The organism is Streptomyces sp. MST-110588 (assembly GCF_022695595.1).
GTDB lineage: Bacteria > Actinomycetota > Actinomycetes > Streptomycetales > Streptomycetaceae > Streptomyces.
Map to the genome: position 1 here is coordinate 1557706 of NZ_CP074380.1, position 15723 is coordinate 1573428.

A 15723-nucleotide genomic window follows, 5' to 3' on the forward strand; every position below is an offset into this window, starting at 1 on the left:
CGCCCTCCCTCCCACCACGGATCGCTGACCCCGTGACCGGATGCGAATTCCGGTCACGGGGTCACCGTATGCCGGGTGGGCGCAGGGGCGACAAGGCTCTTTCCGGCCTTCGAGGAAGCGGCCGGAGAGGGCGGGTACGTATGGTGACCGGCATGAGCATCATGATCACCACGTGGTCCCTGGAGATGACCTCGCCCGACGACCTGCGGCCGGCCGCCGAACCACCGGCCGAGCAGGATGTCCGGATCCTGCGGTCACAGACGCCCTCGCCCGAGTTCAGCCGCTTCCTCTACACGGCGGTCGGCGGCGACCTCGCGTGGACCGACCGGCTGCCCTGGACGTACGCGCGGTGGCAGGAGTTCCTGGGACGGCCCGGGGCCGAGACCTGGGTGGCGTACGAGCGCGGGACGCCCGCCGGGTACGTGGAGCTGGACCCGCAGCCGGAGGGGGTCGTGGAGATCACCTACTTCGGGCTGCTGCCGGCTTTCAGGGGGCGGCGGATCGGCGGGCACCTGCTGTCCTGCGGTGTCGCGCGGGCCTGGGACCTGGCCGGGCGGTGGCCGCAGCGGCCGGCCACCAAGCGGGTGTGGCTGCACACGTGCACCAGGGACGGGGAGCACGCGATGAGCAACTACGAGCGCCGGGGGTTCCGGCTGTTCGAGACCAAGGTGGAGGAGGAGCCGGACGTCGTGGCGCCCGGTCCGTGGCCGGGGGCCCGGCCCGCGACCTGAACGGGACGTCCGTACACCCGTCGGCCCATACGCCCGTCGGCCCGTACGTCCATGGGCCCGTACACCCGTAGGCCGTACGCCGCTGGAGGCGTCCGCACGGAGAAGCCGCGCACGGCCGCGCCAAAGCTAAGTGACCGACACCACACTGTCCCACGCATTGGGACGGTGTGGTCCACATACTGGATCACGGTGGACTGTCCGGAGAACGCCGTGCCACGCTTCCGTCATGTCTGAAGCTGGAATCGTCTTGGTGAGTCGGCGGCACGTCGACCTCGGTCGCATGTCCAGCGCCATCTGTCCGGCGGGCTGACAGTCTCAGCACCGCCGTTCACCACCCGCACCGTCCCCACCGTCGAGGACACGCGGGCCCCTTCACCCGATCCGAGCCCGCGGGAGCCGCGCCGGTACGTCCCCGTACCGCGCCAGGACGCGTAACCGAAACGCTTCTTCGCAGGTTCCCGCAGACCTTCGCAGGTCTTCGCAGCTCCACCGGCCGGCCGACGCCGCCGGTCCCCGGGTCACTCCGCGGGGCGCAGCACGCCCGCGCCGCCTCGTTTCCGCGCCTCTTGAGCCGCCTTAGAAGGACGTACCGCCATGGCCGCCACCCCGGAAGCCCCCCAGCCCTCGGCCGGGGACGCCGCCGCCACCGCTCCCGCGCACCGCCGCAAGGCCGGCCGCCACCGTGGCGAGGGCCAGTGGGCGGCAGGGCACTTCACGCCGCTGAACGGCAACGAACAGTTCAAGAAGGACGACGACGGTCTCAATGTGCGGACACGTATTGAGACGATCTACTCAAAGGCCGGTTTCGACTCGATCGACCCCAACGATCTGCGCGGCCGGATGCGCTGGTGGGGCCTGTACACCCAGCGCAAACCCGGCATCGACGGCGGCAAGACGGCGGTCCTGGCGCCGGAGGAGCTGGACGACGAGTACTTCATGCTGCGGGTACGCATCGACGGCGGGCGGCTGACCACCGGGCAGCTACGGGCCATCGGCGAGGTTTCCCAGGAGTACGCGCGCGGCACCGCCGACATCACCGACCGGCAGAACATCCAGCTCCACTGGGTCCGCATCGAGGACGTCCCGGCGATCTGGCAGAAGCTGGAGTCCGTCGGGCTGTCGACGACCGAGGCGTGCGGCGACTGCCCCCGTGTCATCATCGGCTCGCCGGTCGCCGGCATCGCCGCCGACGAGATCATCGACGGCTCACCGGCGATCGAGGAGATCGAGCGGCGCTTCATCGGCAGCAAGGAATTCTCCAACCTGCCGCGGAAGTTCAAGACGGCGGTCTCCGGCTCACCGGTGCAGGACGTGGTGCACGAGATCAACGACGTTGCGTTCGTGGGCGTACAGCACCCCGAGCACGGCCCCGGCTTCGACCTGTGGGTGGGCGGCGGCCTGTCCACCAACCCGCGCCTGGGCGAACGGCTGGGCGCCTGGGTGCCGCTGGCGGACGTGCCCGAGACGTGGGCCGGCGTCGTGGGGATCTTCCGTGACTACGGCTACCGGCGGCTGCGCAACCGCGCCCGGCTGAAGTTCCTGATGGCGGACTGGGGCCCGGAGAAGTTCCGCGAGGTGCTGGAGAGCGAGTACCTGGGCCGCAAGCTGGCCGACGGCCCGGCACCCGCCGAACCCAGCTCGCGCTGGCGCGACCACATGGGCGTGCACCGCCAGAAGGACGGCCGGTTCTACGTGGGCTTCGCGCCGCGCGTCGGCCGGGTGGACGGCGCCACCCTCGTCAAGATCGCCGAACTGGCCGCGGCACACGGCTCGGACCGGCTGAGCACCACCGTCGAGCAGAAGATGATTATCCTCGATGTGGCGGAGGACCAGGTCGAGCCGCTGGTCGCGGGGCTGGAGGCGCTGGACCTCCAGGTCCGGCCCTCGCCCTTCAGGCGCGGCACGATGGCCTGCACCGGCATCGAGTTCTGCAAGCTGGCGATCGTGGAGACCAAGGCGCGCGGCGCCGCGCTCATCGACGAACTGGAGCGCCGGATGCCGGACTTCCAGGAGCCGGTCTCGATCAACATCAACGGCTGCCCGAACGCCTGCGCCCGCATCCAGACCGCGGACATCGGCCTCAAGGGCCAGCTCGTACTGGACGCCGACGGCAACCAGGTCGAGGGCTACCAGGTGCACCTGGGCGGCGCACTCGGCCTCCGGGCGGGCTTCGGCCGCAAGGTCCGCGGCCTGAAGGTCACCGCCGAGGAACTGCCCGACTACGTCGAACGGGTGCTGACCCACTTCCAGGAGCAGCGCGAGGAGGGCGAGCGGTTCGCCGCCTGGGCCGCCCGCGCGGACGAAGGCGCGCTGAAATGAGCGGGCGGGCCGCGCCGTTCTACTGCCCGTACTGCGGGGACGAGGACCTGCGCCCCTCCCAGGAGGGGCACGGCTCGTGGGAGTGCGGGGCGTGCAACCGCGCGTTCCGGCTCTCGTTCCTCGGACTGCTGGCCAAGGGCGTCACCGACACGGCCGGGCAGCACGACAACCGCCAAGGGGGCAGCACCACATGACGACGACGCAGGAACGTACGGATGACGAACTGGCCGCGCTCGCCGGACAGGCGGGCCGCGACCTGGAGGACGCCTCCCCGCTGGAGATCGTGACCTGGGCCGCCGAGACCTTCGGCCGGCGCTTTTGCGTCACCTCCTCCATGGAGGACGCGGTCGTCGCCCACCTCGCCGCCCGCGCCTTCCCGGGTGTGGACGTGGTCTTCCTGGACACCGGCTACCACTTCCCGGAGACCATCGGCACCCGGGACGCGGTGGCCGCGGTGATGGACGTCCACGTCATCACCCTCACGCCCCGGCAGACCGTGGCCGAGCAGGACGCCGCGTACGGGTCCCGGCTGCACGACCGCGACCCGGACCTGTGCTGCGCGCTGCGCAAGGTCAAGCCCCTGGAGGAGGGCCTGGCCGGGTACGACGCGTGGGCGACGGGGCTGCGCCGGGACGAGTCGCCCACCCGCGCGAACACCCCGGTCGTGGGCTGGGACGAGCGGCGCCGCAAGGTCAAGGTCGCACCGATCGCCCGCTGGACGCAGGCCGACGTGGACGCGTACATCGCCGAGCACGGCGTACTGATCAACCCGCTGCTGACGGACGGCTACGCGTCGGTGGGCTGCGCGCCGTGCACCCGGCGCGTGCTGGCGGGCGAGGACGCGCGGGCCGGCCGCTGGGCCGGGACCGGCAAGACGGAGTGCGGACTGCACGGCTGATGACCGAAGCGACAGCAACGACAGGAATCCAGGGGTACGAGATGAGCGGGACGGGCCGGCCGGCCACGGCGGCGGACCAGGGGGCCACGGTGTGGCTGACCGGTCTGCCCAGCGCGGGCAAGACGACCCTCGCCCACGCGCTGGCGCAGCGGCTGCGGGAGACGGGCCACCGGGTCGAGGTGCTGGACGGGGACGAGATCCGCGAGTTCCTCTCCGCGGGCCTGGGCTTCACCCGCGAGGACCGGCACACCAACGTCCAGCGCATCGGCTTCGTGGCCGAACTGCTGGCGCGCCACGGCGTCAAGGCGCTGGTCCCGGTGATCGCGCCGTACGCGGACTCCCGCGAGGCGGTGCGCAAGCGGCACCAGGCGGCCGGCACCCCGTACGTGGAGGTACATGTGGCAGCGCCGGTGGAGGTGTGCTCCGCACGGGACGTCAAGGGGCTGTACGCCAAGCAGGCGGCCGGCGAGATATCCGGGCTGACCGGCGTCGATGACCCGTACGAAGAGCCCGAGGCGCCGGACCTGCGGCTGGACTCGCACACCCGGACCGTCGCCCGGTCCGCGGCGGAGCTGTACGCGCTGCTCACCGAGAGGGGCCTGGCATGACGACGGTCGCCCGGTCCGGCACCGGCAGCCCGTACGCGCTCACCCACCTGGACGCGCTGGAGTCCGAGGCGGTGCACATCTTCCGCGAGGTGGCGGGCGAGTTCGAGCGGCCGGTGATCCTCTTCTCCGGCGGCAAGGACTCCATCGTCATGCTGCACCTGGCGCTGAAGGCGTTCGCGCCCGCACCGGTGCCCTTCGCCCTGCTGCACGTGGACACCGGCCACAACTTCCCCGAGGTCCTGGACTACCGCGATCGTACGGTGGCCCGGCACGGCCTGCGGCTGCACATCGCCTCCGTACAGGAGTTCATCGACCGCGGCGAGCTGCGCGAGCGCCCGGACGGCACCCGCAACCCGCTGCAGACCGTCCCGCTGCTGGACGCCATCGCCACCCACCGCTTCGACGCGGTCTTCGGCGGCGGGCGCCGGGACGAGGAGAAGGCGCGCGCCAAGGAACGGGTGTTCTCGCTGCGGGACGAGTTCGGCGGCTGGGACCCGCGCCGCCAGCGCCCCGAGCTGTGGCAGCTCTACAACGGCCGGCACGCGCCGGGCGAGCACGTCCGGGTCTTCCCGCTGTCCAACTGGACCGAGCTGGACGTATGGCAGTACATCGCCCGCGAGGACATCAGCCTCCCGGAGATCTACTACGCGCACGAGCGCGAGGTCTTCGCCCGCGACGGGATGTGGCTGGCGCCCGGCGAATGGGGCGGGCCCAAGGACGGGGAGCGCGTCCAGCGGCGGCTGGTGCGCTACCGCACCGTCGGTGACATGTCCTGCACCGGGGCCGTGGACTCCGACGCGGCCACCATCGAGGCCGTCATCGCGGAGATCGCCGCCTCCCGGCTCACCGAGCGGGGCGCGACCCGGGCCGACGACAAGCTGTCGGAGGCCGCCATGGAGGACCGTAAGCGCGAGGGGTATTTCTGATCATGAGCACGATCGACACCGTCGAGGCGGATGCCACCTCGCTGCTGCGGTTCGCCACGGCCGGGTCGGTGGACGACGGCAAGTCCACCCTGGTCGGCCGGCTGCTGCACGATTCGAAGTCCGTACTGACCGACCAGCTCGAAGCCGTCGAGCGGGTCTCCCTGGGCCGCGGGCAGCAGGCGCCGGACCTGGCGCTGCTCACCGACGGGCTGCGCGCCGAGCGCGAGCAGGGCATCACCATCGACGTCGCCTACCGCTACTTCGCCACCGCCCGGCGGCGGTTCATCCTGGCCGACACCCCGGGCACGTGCAGTACACCCGCAACATGGTCACCGGCGCCTCCACCGCCGAGTTGGCGGTGGTGCTGGTCGACGCCCGCAACGGCGTCGTGGAGCAGACCCGGCGGCACGCCGCGGTCGCCGCGCTGCTGCGCGTCCCGCACGTCGTCCTGGCCGTCAACAAGATGGACCTGGTGGGGTACCAGGAGTCCGTCTTCGCCGCCATCGCCGAGGAGTTCACCGCCTACGCCGCCTCGCTGGGCGTCCCGGAGATCACCGCGATCCCCATCTCCGCGCTGGCCGGGGACAACGTGGTGAGCGCGTCCGCGCACATGGACTGGTACGGCGGGCCCACCGTGCTGGAGCACCTGGAGACCGTGCCGGTCGTCACCGACCCGGGCGCGGACCCGGCGCGCTTCCCCGTCCAGTACGTCATCCGTCCGCAGACCGCCGAACACCCCGACTACCGGGGGTACGCGGGGCAGATCGCCTCGGGTGTGCTGCGCGCCGGGGACGCGGTGACGGTGCTGCCCTCGGGCCGCAGGAGCACGATCGAGGCCATCGACGCGCTGGGCGAGCCGGTGGCGGCGGCCTGGGCCCCGCAGTCGGTGACCGTCCGGCTCACCGACGACCTGGACATTGCGCGCGGCGACCTGATCGTGCCGGCCGCCGCCGCGCCCGCGACCACGCGCGAGGTGACGGCCACCGTCTGCCATGTCGCGGACCGCCCGCTGAAGACCGGCGACCGGGTGCTGCTCAAGCACACCACCCGTACGGTCAAGGCGATCGTGAAGGACATCCCGTCCCGGCTGACGCTGGAGGACCTCTCCCTGCACCCGGCCCCCGGCGAACTCCTCGCCAACGACATCGGGCAGGTCGTGCTGCGGACGGCCGAGCCGCTGGCCCTGGACGACTACGCCGACTCCCGGCGCACCGGGTCCTTCCTGCTGATCGACCCGGCGGACGGGACGACGCTGACCGCCGGGATGGCGGGCACCGCCTTCGCCGCGGCGTCCGGGAAGGCCGCCGGGACGGCCACGGCCGGCGGCGGCGTACGCGAGGACGACGGATGGGACTTCTGAGCATGCCCGGCACCACGGGGGCCGGCCGATGTACGGGCTGACAGCGCCCGCGCCGCATGTCCGCGTGCCGCATACCCCCGTTCCGTACGTCCCCGTACCGCCCCTTGGAAGAACCACCGATCCGCCGGGCGCGCCGTAAAGGCGCCGCGTCCCCGGCCCGACGAGAGGAACCCCTCCCGTGCCTGCCGTCCGACACCGTCTGCTGGCCGCCGTCACCGTCCCCGTGCTGATCGGTGTCCTGGGCGCCTGCGGGTACGGCTCCGCGGCCAAGGACAGCAAGGGGCGGACGGCCGTCAAGGGCCCCAAGGTGGACGGGCTGGATGAGGTGAAGGTCGGCTACTTCGCCAACACCACCCACGCCACCGCGCTGATCGGGGACCGCAAGGGCCTGTTCCAGAAGGAGCTGGGTGGTACGCGGTTCTCGGCGTCGGTGTTCAACGCGGGCCCCGCCGAGATCGAGGCGCTGAACTCCGGCGCCATCGACATCGGCTGGATCGGTCCCTCCCCGCGATCAACGGCTTCACCAAGTCCGGCGGCAGCAGTCTGCGCATCATCTCCGGCTCGGCCTCCGGCGGCGTCTCGCTGGTGGTCGACCCCACGAAGATCAAGAGCCTGGACGACCTCAAGGGCAAGAAGATCGCCACCCCGCAGTTGGGCAACACCCAGGACGTGGCGCTGCTGAACTACCTGGCGGGCCGGGGCTACAAGGTCGACGCGACCACCGGCAAGGGCGACGTGACCGTGCAGCGCACCGAGAACAAGGTGACGCCGATCGCCTTCAAGCAGGGCAGCATCGACGCCGCGTGGGTCCCCGAGCCCACGGCCTCCAAGCTGGTCGCCGAAGGCGGCAAGGTCCTGCTGGACGAGAAGAAGCTGTGGAAGGACGGGAAGTTCGTCATCACCAACGTGATCGTCTCCCGGAAGTTCCTGGCCGCGCACCCCAAGGCCGTGGAGGCCGTGCTGCGCGGCTCGGTGCGGACCAACGCCTGGATCAAGGCCCACCCGGAAGAGGCGCGCACCGCCCTGAACGACCAGCTCGCCGACCCGGGCGTCTCCGGCAAGCCACTCCCCGCCGCAGTGATCGGCCCGGCCCTGCGGAACGTGGAGGTCACCGACGACCCGCTCGCCGCGACCCTCCGGGAGGAGGCCGACCACGCCGTCCAGGCGGGCCTCCTCAAAGCTCCGGACCTCAAAGGCATCTACGACCTCACGCTGCTGAACAAGGTGCTCAAGGCCGAGGGCAGGCCCCCGGTCGACGACGCCGGGCTCGGCGCCGAGTGACCCGCCGTACCGCCGCACCCACTCCCAGGAGGTGACACCGATGACGGCCACCACGCTGCGCCGGCCCGCCGCGCCACAGCAGGACGGCACGGCCCCCTACGCCGCCCGCATCGACCATGTCTCGAAGTCCTTCGGCCGCGCCGGCGCACGGCAGCAGGTGCTGGAGGACATCAGCATCGACGTGGCGCCCGGGGAGTTCGTCTGCCTCCTCGGGGCGTCCGGCTGCGGCAAGTCGACCCTGCTCAACCTCGTCGCCGGGCTGGACCGGCCGTCCTCGGGCGGCATCCGGACCCCCGGCGGCCGGCCCGCGCTGATGTTCCAGGAGCACGCGCTGTTCCCCTGGCTGACGGCGGGCCGCAACGTCGAACTGGCGCTGCGGCTGCGCGGGGTGGCCCGCGCTGACCGCCGCGAGGAGGCGCGGCGGCTGCTGGAACTCGTACGGCTCAAGGGCGCGTACGGCAAGCGGGTGCACGAGCTGTCGGGCGGGATGCGGCAGCGCGTCGCGATGGCCCGCGCGCTGGCCCAGGACAGCCGGCTGCTGCTGATGGACGAGCCGTTCGCGGCGCTGGACGCCATCACCCGCGATGTGCTGCACGACGAGCTGACCCGCATCTGGCGGGACGCCAACGAGGGCGGTCCGGGCGCGGCGGGGCTGTCCGTCCTGTTCGTGACGCACAACGTACGGGAGGCGGTACGGCTCGCGCAGCGCGTGGTGCTGCTCTCCTCCCGGCCCGGCCGGATCGCCCGTGAGTGGCGGGTGGACATCCCGCATCCGCGCCGTATCGAGGACGCGGCCGTCGCCGACCTTTCCGTAGAGATCACCGAACAGCTCCGTGGGGAGATCCGCCGTCATGGCCAGCACTGAACCCGCCGCCGACGTCAAGGACCCGGCCCATCAGGGCGCGAACGGGCCCGGTGGCGTCCGCGCGGCCCCCGCCGACCTGGCCGGGCTGGAGGCCGGGCTGGACGCGCTGGAGACCGTGCCGGCCCACCGCCGCCCGGCCCTGCGGGACCTGGCAGCCAAGGCCGTACCGCCGCTGGTCGCCATCGCGCTCGTCCTGGGGCTGTGGCAGCTCGCCTACCACTTCGAGCTCAAGGACCACTACCTGCTGCCCAGTCCGGTGGACGTGGCCCGCTCGCTGCACCAGAAGTGGCTGGACGGCACGCTGCTGGGCTTCGTGTGGACCAGCGTCTCGCGCGGCGCGCTGGGCTTTGCGGCCTCGGTCGCCATCGGTACCCCGCTGGGCCTGGTCGTGGCGCGGATCAAGGTCGTACGGGCCGCGATCGGCCCGATCCTCAGCGGGCTCCAGTCGCTGCCGTCGGTGGCCTGGGTCCCGGCGGCCATCATCTGGTTCGGGCTGAGCGACGCCACGATCTACGCGGTGGTGCTGCTGGGCGCCGTCCCCTCCATCGCCAACGGGCTGGTGGCCGGGGTCGACCAGATCTCCCCGCTGTACCTGCGGGCGGGGCGTACGATCGGCGCGACCGGGGCGGCCGGCGTACGGCACGTCCTGCTGCCCGCCGCGCTGCCCGGCTACCTCGCCGGTCTCAAGCAGGGCTGGGCGTTCTCCTGGCGCTCCTTGATGGCCGCCGAACTCATCGTCAACGCCGCCGACCTGGGCACCGGGCTGGGGCAGTTGCTGGAGCAGGGCCGGGAACTCCAGGACATGTCCTGGGTGCTCGCCGCGATCCTGCTGATCCTGATCGTGGGCATCGGCATCGAGCTGCTGGTCTTCGCGCCGATCGAGCGGCGGGTGCTGCGCGGCCGGGGCCTGCTGGTGAAGAGCTGACCATGCGCTCCCCGTACCCGGCCCCGCGGTCTCCCCTTCCGGCTCCCCTGCCGCCTCCGCTTCCCCGTCCCCTGTCCTGGTCGTCATCGCCCACGGCAGCCGGGACCCGCGGCACGCGGCGAGCGTCTCCGCGCTGTGCGCGCGGGTGCGCGCGCTGCGGCCCGGACTGCGGGTGGAGGCCGGCTACCTGGACTTCAGCGCGCCGCGTGTGCCACGGCTGCTGGAGCGGCTGGCCGCCGAGGGCGTACGGGAGGTGGTGGCGCTGCCGCTGCTGCTGACCCGCGCCTTCCACGCCAAGGCCGACGTCCCGGCAATGCTGCGGGAGGCCGCCGTCCGGCTGCCGGGCCTGTCCGTACGGCAGGCCGATGTCCTGGGGCCCTCGCCCCTGCTGACCGCCGCCCTGGAGCGGCGGCTGTACGAAGCCGGGCTGCGGCCCGGCGACCGGCGCTCGACCGGGGTCGTGCTGGCCTCGGCGGGCTCCTGTGACCCGGAGGCGATCGCAGTGATCGCTGAAATCGCGCGGGAGTGGCGGCACACCGGTGGTTGGTGCGCCGTGCGGCCTGCGTTCGCCTCCGCTTCCGAGCCCCGTACGGAGGACGCCGTACGGGAGCTGCGGGTGGCGCACGGCGTACGGCGGGTGGCCGTGGCCCCGTACGTCATCGCGCCCGGCTTCCTGCCGGACCGGATCGCGCGCGGGGCCCGGGAGGCGGGCGCCGAGGTCCTGGCGGAGGTGCTGGGGCCGGCACCGGAACTGGCCCGGCTGCTGGTGCGCCGCTACGACCGGGCGCTGCTCGGTGCGGTGGGCGGCGCGGCCTGGGCAGGCGCGGCGTGAGATGAGCACGGCGTCGGCCGTCGTGCCCCGTGGGGGCGGGCGCGACGGCCGACGGGTGGTGCCGAAGCCTCAGCCGGTCACTCGGCGATCTTCAGCAGCTTGTTGGGCGTGCCCGCGCTCGGGTTCTTGATCGCTTCGCTGGTGGCGGCGTCCGTCAGGGCCTTGGCGACCTGGTCCGGCGTGGCGTCCCGGTGACCGCCCAGGTAGACCGCGGCGGCGCCCGCGACGTGCGGGGTGGCCATGGACGTACCGGATATGGTCTTGGTCCCGGTGTCGCTGTCGTTCCAGTCCGAGGTGATGTCCGAGCCCGGCGCGTAGAGGTCCACCGCGCCGCCGAAGTTGGAGAACCCGGACTGCTCGTCGCCCTTGGTGCTGGAGGCGACGGTCAGGGCCTCCTTCACCCGGGCCGGGCTGCTCTGGCCCGCGTCGGTGGACTCGTTGCCCGCCGCGACGGCGACGGTGACGCCGGAGGCGACGGCCTTTTGCACCGCGGCGTCCAGGGCCTCGTCCTTGCCGCCCCCGCCGAGGGAGAGGTTCGCCACCGAGGGGCCCTTGTGGTTCTTGGTGACCCAGTCGATGCCGGCGACCACCTGCTCGGTGCTGCCGGAGCCCTGGTCGTCCAGCACCCGTACGGCCACGATCTTGGCCTTCTTGGCGACGCCGTGCGCCTTGCCGGCGATGGTGCCCGCGACATGGGTGCCGTGGCCGTTGCCGTCGGAGGCGTCGTTGTCGCCGTCGATCGCGTCGAATCCGGAGGAGGCGCGGCCCTCGAAGTCCTTGTGGGTGGTGCGTACGCCGGTGTCGATGACATAGGCGGTGACGCCCTCGCCCGCGCTGTCGGGGTAGGTGTATTTCTTGTCGCCCGCGGTGTTCTGCTGGTCGATGCGGTCCAGGCCCCACGACGGCGGATTGTCCTGCGTGGCGTTGATGTGGAATCGCTTGTTCTGGACGACCTTGTCGACGGCCGGGTCGGCGGCCAGGCGCCTGGCCTCCTCCTCGCTCAGCCCGGTGGCCGAAAAGCCGTTGAGGGCGGCCGAATAGGTACGCTTCACCGTCCCGCCGTATTTGTCGGCGAGGTCCTTGTTCTCCGCGGCATGGACCGCGGGGCTTTCGCCGGACTTCTTCAGCATCACGATGTAGCTGCCTTCCACGGCGCCCTTGGCCTGGGCACCGTAGATCCTGCCCTCGGCGGGCGCGGCGGGGGACGCGCCCGCGGTCACGGCGGTGACGGTGCCGACGCCGGCGGCGGCCACCACGGCGGACACCGCCGTGACGAGCCGTTTCTTGCTGGAACGCTTGTGATGAGCCATTGCGGAGGGTGCTCCTCGCTCGTGCTGTGGGGGGAACGCGTTGCGCAACGGCCCGGAAGAGCAGGAAGATCTCCGCCGGGCTGGCTCGAAACCCTGTCGGATCGCCGGGCCGGAATTCAAGCGCCGTCCGGCGTTGTGACATAAACAACAACCTTGCATAAATGCAAAAGCCCGCCTAAATGGACAGATTGAGTACCCGTCGCACGACCGGCTCGGTCAACTGGCCTTCATAATCCGGAAACAGGGCGCTTTCGCCACATCAACGGGCTTCCCGACCACGCTTCCCATGGGCCCGGCGCAGCGAGGCGTACCGCGAACCGCCCCGGCCTGCTCACCTCTCGCCCCTCTCACTCGATTTCCCCGGCACCGGCTCGTCAGCGCTGGTAGCGGGCGAGGACGAGGTTGCCCTCGCGGACCAGTCGCGCGCGCAGGGCGTCCAGGTCGATCGCGCCGCTGTAGTACTCCTGGAGTCCCGGTGTGGCGATCTTGTCCTTCCACTCCGGGTAGCCGCGTACGGACTGGGCGGGCGCGGAGTGCAGCGAGCCCGCCAGCGCGGTGCCCGTCGCCCAGCCGTACGTCGCGGTCCGCAGCCGGCGGTCGCGCAGGGCCTGGCGACCGGTGGGCAGCATCCAGTCGCCGAGGGCGAGCCGGACCATGTTCGCCGGCCGCAGCAGGAAGTCGACGAAGGCCATCGCCGCCTCCTTGTGCGGGCAGCTCTCGGCGATCGAGAGGGTCTGCGGGCTGACGCCCTGGACCGGGCCGTCCGCGCCCGCCGGCGGCGGCAGCACGGTCCACGGGAAGCCCTTCGGCGCCTGCTGGACGATCTGCTGCCGGTAGGACAGGCCCAGCGGCACGATGGCGTACCGCCCGGCGAAGAATCCGGGCAGGGTGTCGGAGCCGCCCATGCCCAGGGTCGTACGGGCGGCACTGCGGTCGACGTCGATCTGGTCATGGATGGCGCGCGGCACCACCTGGTCGGCGGCGTCGAAGCGGATCTCCACCCTGCCGTCCGGGCGGCGGTCGAAGAGCCGGCCGCCGGTGGACAGGGCGAGGTTGAGGGTGAGGGAGACCGGTTCCTTCAGCGGCCAGGCGACTCCGTACGTGCCGCCTCGCGTCAGGGACCTGGCCGCCGCCCCGAACTCCTCCCAGGACCAGGGGGAGCGCGGGGTGGGCGGGCGGACGCGGGAGCGGCGCAGCAGGCCGCGGTGGGCGATCAGGACGCGCGGCTCCTGGAGGAAGGGCACGCCGTACACCCGGCCGCCGAAGGTGCCGGTCTCCCAGCTCTGCCGTGGGATGTCGCTGGTGAGGCGGTCGGGGAGGAGGTGTGTGAGGTCGGCGAGGTGTCCGCCGTAGGCGAAGTCGGCGAGGTCGTCGGAGGCGTCGTGGATGATGTCGGGCGCCTCGCCGCCCTCGAAGGAGGTGAGCAACTGGTCGTGGACGGTGGGCCAGGCACCCTGGACGTACTCCACCCGGACTGCCGGGTGCCGGCGGTTCCACTCGGCGACCAGTTCCCTGTTGGCGTCGACGGACTCCTTCTGCCAGGCCAGGGACTGGAAGCGCAGGGTGATCCGGCCGCCGCCGGGGACGCGCCGGGTGCCGTCCGAGCAGCCGGGGAGCAGCGCGGCGGCCGGGAGGGCCGCGGCGGCGGCGAGCAGGCGTCTGCGGCCCGTACGGGCGGCGGGCGGGTTCACGGTGGCGGACATCAGCTCTTCACCGCCCCGGCGAGCATGCCGCCGGTGATCCGCCGCTGGACGAAGGCGAACAGGACCAGGCTGGGCAGGGTCGCCAGCAGGGCGGCGGCGGCCAGCGGGCCGAGGTCGGCGACGCCCTCGGCACCCAGGAAGTGGGTGAGCACGACCGGCATCGTCTGTTTCCCCGGCGACTTGAGCAGGACGAGCGCGAAGAAGAACTCGTTCCAGGCGGTGACGAACGCGAACAGGCCGGTGGCGACGATGCCCGGCGCCAGCAGCGGGGCGGTGACGGACACCAGCGTACGGAGCCTTCCGGCGCCGTCCACGGCCGCCGCCTCCTCCAGTTCGGGCGGCACGGCCCGTACGTAACCGGTCAGCATCCACAGCGCGAAGGGCAGCGACCACACCACGTACACCAGGATCAGGCCGGTGCGGGAGTCCACGAGGTGCAGGCTCTTGAGGATGAGGAACAGCGGGATGATGACCAGGACCAGCGGGAACGCCTGGCTGACCACGACCCAGCCGGTGGTGGCCCGCGAGAGGCGGTTTCTGGACCGCGCCAGGACGTAGGCCATCGGGGTCGCCAGGAGGACCGCGGCCACGGCGGAGACCGCGGCGGCGAGCAGGCTGTTGCCCGCGGCCGTCAGCAGCGGCTGCTCGTCGAAGGCGGCGCGGAAGTTGTCCAGGGTGGGTGCCCGGGGGATCCAGGTGGGGTGGACGCTGCCCAGCTCGCGCGGTGGTTTGAAGGCGGTGGACAGCAGCCACAGGAAGGGGAAGCCGAGGAAGGCCAGATAGCCGAGGAGGGCGAGGTACTGCCCGGTCCGGCCGGCGGTCCGACGAAGGGTGACGGGCCGTGGGCTCATTCCGCCTCCTCCCCTCTCAGGCGTCCTGCGAGGTGGACGGCCAGCACGACGGAGACCACGGCGACCATCGCCAGCCCCATCGCCGCGGCGTACCCGAACTGCCCGTACCGGAACGCCTCCTCGTACGCGAAGAGCATCGGCAGCCGGGTCCGGCCGCCCGGCCCGCCGTCGGTCAGCACGTAGACCAGGGCGAAGGAGTTGAAGTTCCAGATGAAGTTGAGCGCGCTGACCGCCAGCGCAACGGGCCTGATGGCCGGCCAGGTCACCGTACGGAAGCGGCGCCAGGCGCCGGCGCCGTCCATGGCGGCGGCCTCGTGCAGCTCGCGTGGCACGTTCTGCAGCCCCGCCAGGAGGGTGACGGTGGTCTGCGGCATGCCTGCCCAGATGCCGACGACGATGACGGCGGGCAGGGCGGTGGCCAGGTCGCTGAGCCAGTCGCGGCTGCCGTCGGTGAGGCCGGCCAGGCCGCCCAGGCCCAGGTCGGCCAGTGTCTCGTTGAGGATGCCGGCGTCCGGGTGGTAGACCAGCCGCCACATGACGCCGACGACCACGCCGGGCATCGCCCACGGCACGATCGCCAGCGCACGGACCAGCCAGCGCAGCCGCAGTTCCTGATTGAGCAGCAGGGCCAGGCCCAGGGACAGGAGGAACTGCGGGACGGTGACGCCGAACGCCCACACCAGCCCGATCCGGAAGGAGTCCCAGAACAGCGAGTCGTGCAGCAGGTCGGAGAAGTTCAGCACACCGGTCCACCGGGTGGCGCGGGTACGGCCCGACTGGGCGTCGGTGAACGCCAGCGCCGCGCCGTACAGGAGCGGTCCGACGCTGAGCACCAGGATCGGGATCAGCGCGGGCAGGACCAGGAACCACGTCCCGGGGCCGCCGCGGCCGGCTCGGGCGGCCGGGGCCGCGGTGGCCGACCGCCGTGGCGCGGTGGCGAGGTTCACGACGGCGGCTCCTCGGCGGCGCCCGGATCGGGTACGCACAGGTGTGCGGGAGTGGCGCCGCCGTCATCGTCGTGAGGGCCGGGACCGCAGTCAAGCACCGGGCCGTCGGCGGACCGCCGCCCGCGTCCGGCCTCCCTCCGGGAAAGACCACCCGGACCTGCGAGACT

At 72.2% G+C, this 15723-nt stretch carries 14 protein-coding genes and 2 pseudogenes; 12 read left to right on the plus strand and 4 right to left on the minus strand.

The genetic code is table 11. The features are described from left to right. Positions 1-152: 152 nt before the first annotated feature. From KGS77_RS06960 to KGS77_RS07010, 12 genes and pseudogenes are all read left to right on the plus strand, one after another. Entirely contained in the window at positions 153-731 is a 579-nt protein-coding gene (locus KGS77_RS06960) for a GNAT family N-acetyltransferase (protein WP_242579507.1), read from the plus strand. A 226-nt stretch (positions 732-957) separates the two neighbouring features. Then, on the plus strand, positions 958-1041 hold the full coding sequence (locus KGS77_RS34900; protein ID WP_347404578.1) for a putative leader peptide: 84 nt from the start codon (positions 958-960) through the stop codon (positions 1039-1041). Positions 1042-1325: 284 nt separating this feature from the next. Further along, the gene (locus KGS77_RS06965) at positions 1326-3050 is read left to right on the plus strand and encodes a nitrite/sulfite reductase (RefSeq protein WP_242579509.1); all 1725 of its coding nucleotides are present in this window, start codon (positions 1326-1328) and stop codon (positions 3048-3050) included. Continuing rightward, a complete protein-coding gene (locus KGS77_RS06970) occupies positions 3047-3244 on the plus strand; it encodes a hypothetical protein (protein WP_242579511.1) in 198 nt (65 codons plus the stop codon). The genes KGS77_RS06965 and KGS77_RS06970 overlap by 4 nt, the downstream gene beginning before the upstream one ends. Continuing rightward, positions 3241-3948 (plus strand): phosphoadenylyl-sulfate reductase, encoded by a 708-nt coding sequence (locus KGS77_RS06975; protein ID WP_242579513.1) that lies wholly within the window; start codon positions 3241-3243, stop codon positions 3946-3948. Before KGS77_RS06970 ends, KGS77_RS06975 begins: the two co-directional genes overlap by 4 nt. Positions 3949-3989: 41 nt before the next feature. Next, a complete protein-coding gene (gene cysC / locus KGS77_RS06980; protein ID WP_242587328.1) occupies positions 3990-4556 on the plus strand; it encodes an adenylyl-sulfate kinase in 567 nt (188 codons plus the stop codon). Next, complete coding sequence (gene cysD / locus KGS77_RS06985; RefSeq protein ID WP_242579514.1) at positions 4553-5482, plus strand: sulfate adenylyltransferase subunit CysD; 930 nt, start codon at positions 4553-4555, stop codon at positions 5480-5482. The genes cysC and cysD overlap by 4 nt, the downstream gene beginning before the upstream one ends. A gap of 2 nt (positions 5483-5484) precedes the next feature. Then, positions 5485-6842 (plus strand): annotated as a pseudogene (locus KGS77_RS06990) (GTP-binding protein). Positions 6843-7020: 178 nt separating this feature from the next. Continuing rightward, positions 7021-8123, plus strand: a pseudogene (locus KGS77_RS06995) (aliphatic sulfonate ABC transporter substrate-binding protein). A gap of 40 nt (positions 8124-8163) precedes the next feature. Beyond that, complete coding sequence (locus KGS77_RS07000; RefSeq protein WP_242579515.1) at positions 8164-8988, plus strand: ABC transporter ATP-binding protein; 825 nt, start codon at positions 8164-8166, stop codon at positions 8986-8988. Continuing rightward, entirely contained in the window at positions 8975-9913 is a 939-nt protein-coding gene (locus tag KGS77_RS07005; RefSeq protein ID WP_242579516.1) for an ABC transporter permease, read from the plus strand. Before KGS77_RS07000 ends, KGS77_RS07005 begins: the two co-directional genes overlap by 14 nt. A 76-nt stretch (positions 9914-9989) precedes the next feature. Further along, positions 9990-10745 (plus strand): sirohydrochlorin chelatase, encoded by a 756-nt coding sequence (locus tag KGS77_RS07010; protein WP_242587329.1) that lies wholly within the window; start codon positions 9990-9992, stop codon positions 10743-10745. Positions 10746-10822: 77 nt separating this feature from the next. Here the strand turns inward: KGS77_RS07010 and KGS77_RS07015 are convergent, their stop codons facing one another. The 4 genes from KGS77_RS07015 to KGS77_RS07030 all read right to left on the minus strand — a co-directional run bounded on the left by KGS77_RS07015 (position 10823) and on the right by KGS77_RS07030 (position 15556). Further along, the gene (locus KGS77_RS07015; RefSeq protein WP_242579517.1) at positions 10823-12055 is read right to left on the minus strand and encodes a S8 family peptidase; all 1233 of its coding nucleotides are present in this window, start codon (positions 12053-12055) and stop codon (positions 10823-10825) included. A gap of 374 nt (positions 12056-12429) precedes the next feature. Then, on the minus strand, positions 12430-13758 hold the full coding sequence (locus tag KGS77_RS07020) for an extracellular solute-binding protein (protein ID WP_242579518.1): 1329 nt from the start codon (positions 13756-13758) through the stop codon (positions 12430-12432). Further along, positions 13758-14609 carry a carbohydrate ABC transporter permease gene (locus KGS77_RS07025; RefSeq protein ID WP_242579519.1) on the minus strand — a complete coding sequence of 284 codons (852 nt, stop codon included), beginning with the start codon at positions 14607-14609 and terminating at the stop codon, positions 13758-13760. Before KGS77_RS07025 ends, KGS77_RS07020 begins: the two co-directional genes overlap by 1 nt. Continuing rightward, on the minus strand, positions 14606-15556 hold the full coding sequence (locus KGS77_RS07030) for a sugar ABC transporter permease (RefSeq protein WP_242579520.1): 951 nt from the start codon (positions 15554-15556) through the stop codon (positions 14606-14608). Before KGS77_RS07030 ends, KGS77_RS07025 begins: the two co-directional genes overlap by 4 nt. Between the last annotated feature and the right edge of the window lie 167 nt (positions 15557-15723).

Bases quoted from the DNA above. Each gene is read 5' to 3' on its own strand.
- KGS77_RS06970 (WP_242579511.1), top strand. From the start codon at position 3,047: ATGAGCGGGCGGGCCGCGCCGTTCTACTGCCCGTACTGCGGGGACGAG.
- KGS77_RS07000 (WP_242579515.1), top strand. From the start codon at position 8,164: ATGACGGCCACCACGCTGCGCCGGCCCGCCGCGCCACAGCAGGACGGC.
- cysC (WP_242587328.1), top strand. From the start codon at position 3,990: ATGAGCGGGACGGGCCGGCCGGCCACGGCGGCGGACCAGGGGGCCACG.
- KGS77_RS07020 (WP_242579518.1), bottom strand. From the start codon at position 13,758: ATGTCCGCCACCGTGAACCCGCCCGCCGCCCGTACGGGCCGCAGACGC.
- KGS77_RS34900 (WP_347404578.1), top strand. From the start codon at position 958: ATGTCTGAAGCTGGAATCGTCTTGGTGAGTCGGCGGCACGTCGACCTC.
- KGS77_RS06960 (WP_242579507.1), top strand. From the start codon at position 153: ATGAGCATCATGATCACCACGTGGTCCCTGGAGATGACCTCGCCCGAC.
- KGS77_RS06965 (WP_242579509.1), top strand. From the start codon at position 1,326: ATGGCCGCCACCCCGGAAGCCCCCCAGCCCTCGGCCGGGGACGCCGCC.
- cysD (WP_242579514.1), top strand. From the start codon at position 4,553: ATGACGACGGTCGCCCGGTCCGGCACCGGCAGCCCGTACGCGCTCACC.
- KGS77_RS06975 (WP_242579513.1), top strand. From the start codon at position 3,241: ATGACGACGACGCAGGAACGTACGGATGACGAACTGGCCGCGCTCGCC.
- KGS77_RS07005 (WP_242579516.1), top strand. From the start codon at position 8,975: ATGGCCAGCACTGAACCCGCCGCCGACGTCAAGGACCCGGCCCATCAG.
- KGS77_RS07025 (WP_242579519.1), bottom strand. From the start codon at position 14,609: ATGAGCCCACGGCCCGTCACCCTTCGTCGGACCGCCGGCCGGACCGGG.
- KGS77_RS07015 (WP_242579517.1), bottom strand. From the start codon at position 12,055: ATGGCTCATCACAAGCGTTCCAGCAAGAAACGGCTCGTCACGGCGGTG.